General features: G+C 41.2%; 1 protein-coding gene. It reads left to right on the top strand.

The window, feature by feature from the left end; translation table 11 throughout:
- Positions 1–56 precede the first annotated feature (56 nt).
- Positions 57–1157 (top strand): ISAs1 family transposase, encoded by a 1101-nt coding sequence (locus tag M2132_RS12030; protein WP_280673879.1) that lies wholly within the window; start codon positions 57–59, stop codon positions 1155–1157.
- Positions 1158–1170 lie beyond the last annotated feature (13 nt).

Below are 1170 nucleotides of genomic sequence, written 5' to 3'. Positions count from 1 at the left end.
TCAGGGCAACCGCATCAAAATTTCATCATAATTTGTAGAAATGTTATCTTCGTCTCATGAATACATTAATCTCTCCCTATTTTGCTGAAGTTACAGACCCTCGAGTTACAGGTCGTTGTTCGCATCTTCTTTCGGACATTTTATTGATGGGCTTGTGTACCTATTTGACTGGTGGTTCTGACTATCAGGACATGCATCTGTTTGGGCTTGAACGCGGTTCACAGTTAGGCGATTTATTGTCGTTACCTAACGGCATTCCTTCGGAAGATACCTTTGAGCGTGTGTTCAAAAGTATTAATCCGGATGAATTGGAATCCTGCCTACGTTCTTATGGTCATTCCATTTTGTCTGATTTGTCCGAAAAACAAATCGTCATAGATGGTAAGAAGCAGCGTGGCGTATCTCCTACCACGCGTGGGAACAAAGGATTGTATTTACTGAACGTATGGGTAAGCGAAAATCGTTTCTGTATCGCACAAGAAAAAGTGGATGACAAATCCAATGAGATAACTGCTATTCCCCAAGTACTAGAGGATATTGATATAGAAGGATCGGTGGTTTCCATTGATGCTATGGGCACCCAACGTGAGATAGCCGAGCTAATTGTGGAGAAGAAAGGACATTATTTACTGGCATTGAAAGCCAATCAAAAGTCCCTGTTCGAAGACGTTGAATGTGCCTTCAAAGTACATAGTGGTTTAGATACCTATGAGACAGTAGATGCGGGGCATGGTCGCATAGAAACCCGTAAATGCAGCATACTTCCAGCCAACCAATATCTACTGGAGGAAAATCTCCAAACCTGGAAAAACTTAGAAACAATCATCCGTATAGAGGCTACACGAGAAATACAGGGAAAGGTAACCACGCAGATTCGGTATTACATCAGTGATGAAAAGGAAACAAAAGCTGCTTATTTTAACTCGATAGTCAGAGGGCATTGGAGCATTGAAAATCAGTTGCATTGGCATTTGGATATCACTTTCAAAGAGGATGCATGTCGAGCCAGAGCCGGATATGCTTCCCAGAATCTATCAGTATTAAGAAAAATGGCATTGCATATTATCTCAGAACAGAAAGACAAACTGAGTATTAAAAAGAGGCTATATAAAGCAGCGCTGGATACTCAATATCTCAGGAAACTATTGAAAATTTGATGCGGTTGCCCTG

This window comes from Dysgonomonas sp. PH5-45 (assembly GCF_029893235.1).
Lineage (GTDB): Bacteria > Bacteroidota > Bacteroidia > Bacteroidales > Dysgonomonadaceae > UBA1309.
This window is presented reverse-complemented; position numbering and strand designations above follow the sequence as displayed.

Excerpts from the sequence above, each read along its gene's own strand:
- M2132_RS12030 (WP_280673879.1), top strand. The coding sequence starts at position 57 with ATGAATACATTAATCTCTCCCTATTTTGCTGAAGTTACAGACCCTCGA.